We start from the raw sequence: 1262 nt of genomic DNA, 5'->3' as shown, positions 1-1262 counted from the left end.
GCCTTTCAGTGCCATGGCCGATGCCAATGACGTTCTTTATCTAGGCAAGGCTACCAGGTTCAAAGAGGTTTATTCTGACCTGGCGGTGGCCGGCTCCTACACTGGCCTCACCTGGGAATACTGGGACGGGGACGAGTGGAAGGCGCTGAGTGTCGCCGGCGCCGGGGCAAACCTGGCCGCCGACGGCCCCATCACCTTCACCCCGCCTGTGGACTGGGCCCGGACCGCGGTGAACGGCCAGAATCTCTATTGGATCAGGGTAAAAGCTACCGCGGTCACCACCGCGGCCACGGTGAACTGCTTCCGACAGAACCTGACCCAGAACGCCGACTGGGTGGTGGACCCCGGCCAGGTGGGCGCGGAGGGAAGGCTCCCGGGCCGGATCGGGCGTTTGGCCAGCGGGAAGATCGTGGACGGCGAGGAAGTAAAGGTCAGCTTCACCTACGCCACCTGGGAGCAGATGCGTTTCCCCATTGCCGGGGCCTCCTTCGTGGAGGGCTCGGCCCGCCTGGAGGTGCACCCCGACGCCGGGCGGGGCCTGCGCTTCGACGTGGTGGTCCCCAAGTGCCTGCTCAAGCCCAACGGGGCCATCGGTCTCGACGACAAGAAGTGGCTGGAGGTGCCCATGATGCTGGAGGCCCTGGACGACAGCGCCAACACCCCGGAGGCCCCCTTCGGCTACTACGTGAGCTACGAGAACGTCGCTTAAGAGGTGAGACATGACGGAACAAATCACCGACTCGCAGGTTTTGACGAGCCTTTTGGCTGAGGAAAACCTAAACGGCTACACCATCAAACCCTGGACCATCAAGCAGCTTCTTCAGGTGATGCCCATCCTGGACAGGCTGGCCGAGGAGTTGGGGAAGAAGGAGATCTCCTTTGAGAGCCTGGACCGGCTGGTCGAGGAGCACGGGGTTTCGGTCCTGAAAGACCTGCTCCAGGCCGCCATGCCCCAACTTCCCGATTTCCTGGCCATCTCCCTTAAGAAAGAAAAGGCGGAGATGGAGGAGCTGGACCTGGGCCAGGCGCTGCAAATCGGGGTCAAGGTCCTGGCCCTGAACGTGGAACACCTAAAAAACGCCTTCAACCTGGTCCTGGGGGAGGCCGGGACCCTGACCAGGTAGCATCACATCCGTTAGCCGTTACCGTGGCCCTGCAGGAGCTGGTGTCCCAGGGCCACGACCTGAACCAGTTGGTGGATGGTTACCCGGCCTCACTGGTGAAAGGCTTGCTCTCCGCCTCCCGGCTGCAGCGCCGCTATC

The 1262-nt window shown here is 62.8% G+C and carries 2 protein-coding genes; both read left to right on the top strand.

Annotation, left to right across the window (positions count from 1 at the left end; all coding sequences use genetic code 11):
• The coding region (locus ACP5PX_RS08280; RefSeq protein WP_428085473.1) for a hypothetical protein at nucleotides 1-709 on the top strand (709 nt) is incomplete at its 5' end.
• A 10-nt stretch (nucleotides 710-719) separates the two neighbouring features.
• A complete protein-coding gene (locus ACP5PX_RS08275; protein ID WP_428085472.1) occupies nucleotides 720-1124 on the top strand; it encodes a hypothetical protein in 405 nt (134 codons plus the stop codon).
• Nucleotides 1125-1262 lie beyond the last annotated feature (138 nt).

The organism is Hadarchaeum sp. (SeqCode) (assembly GCF_049969415.1).
GTDB lineage: Archaea > Hadarchaeota > Hadarchaeia > Hadarchaeales > Hadarchaeaceae > Hadarchaeum.
The sequence above is the reverse complement of the archived record's forward strand: the minus strand, read 5'-3'. Positions and strand labels throughout refer to the sequence as shown.

What these genes read in the sequence shown, in the direction of transcription:
- ACP5PX_RS08275 (WP_428085472.1), top strand. Translation starts at nt 720, where the DNA reads ATGACGGAACAAATCACCGACTCGCAGGTTTTGACGAGCCTTTTGGCT.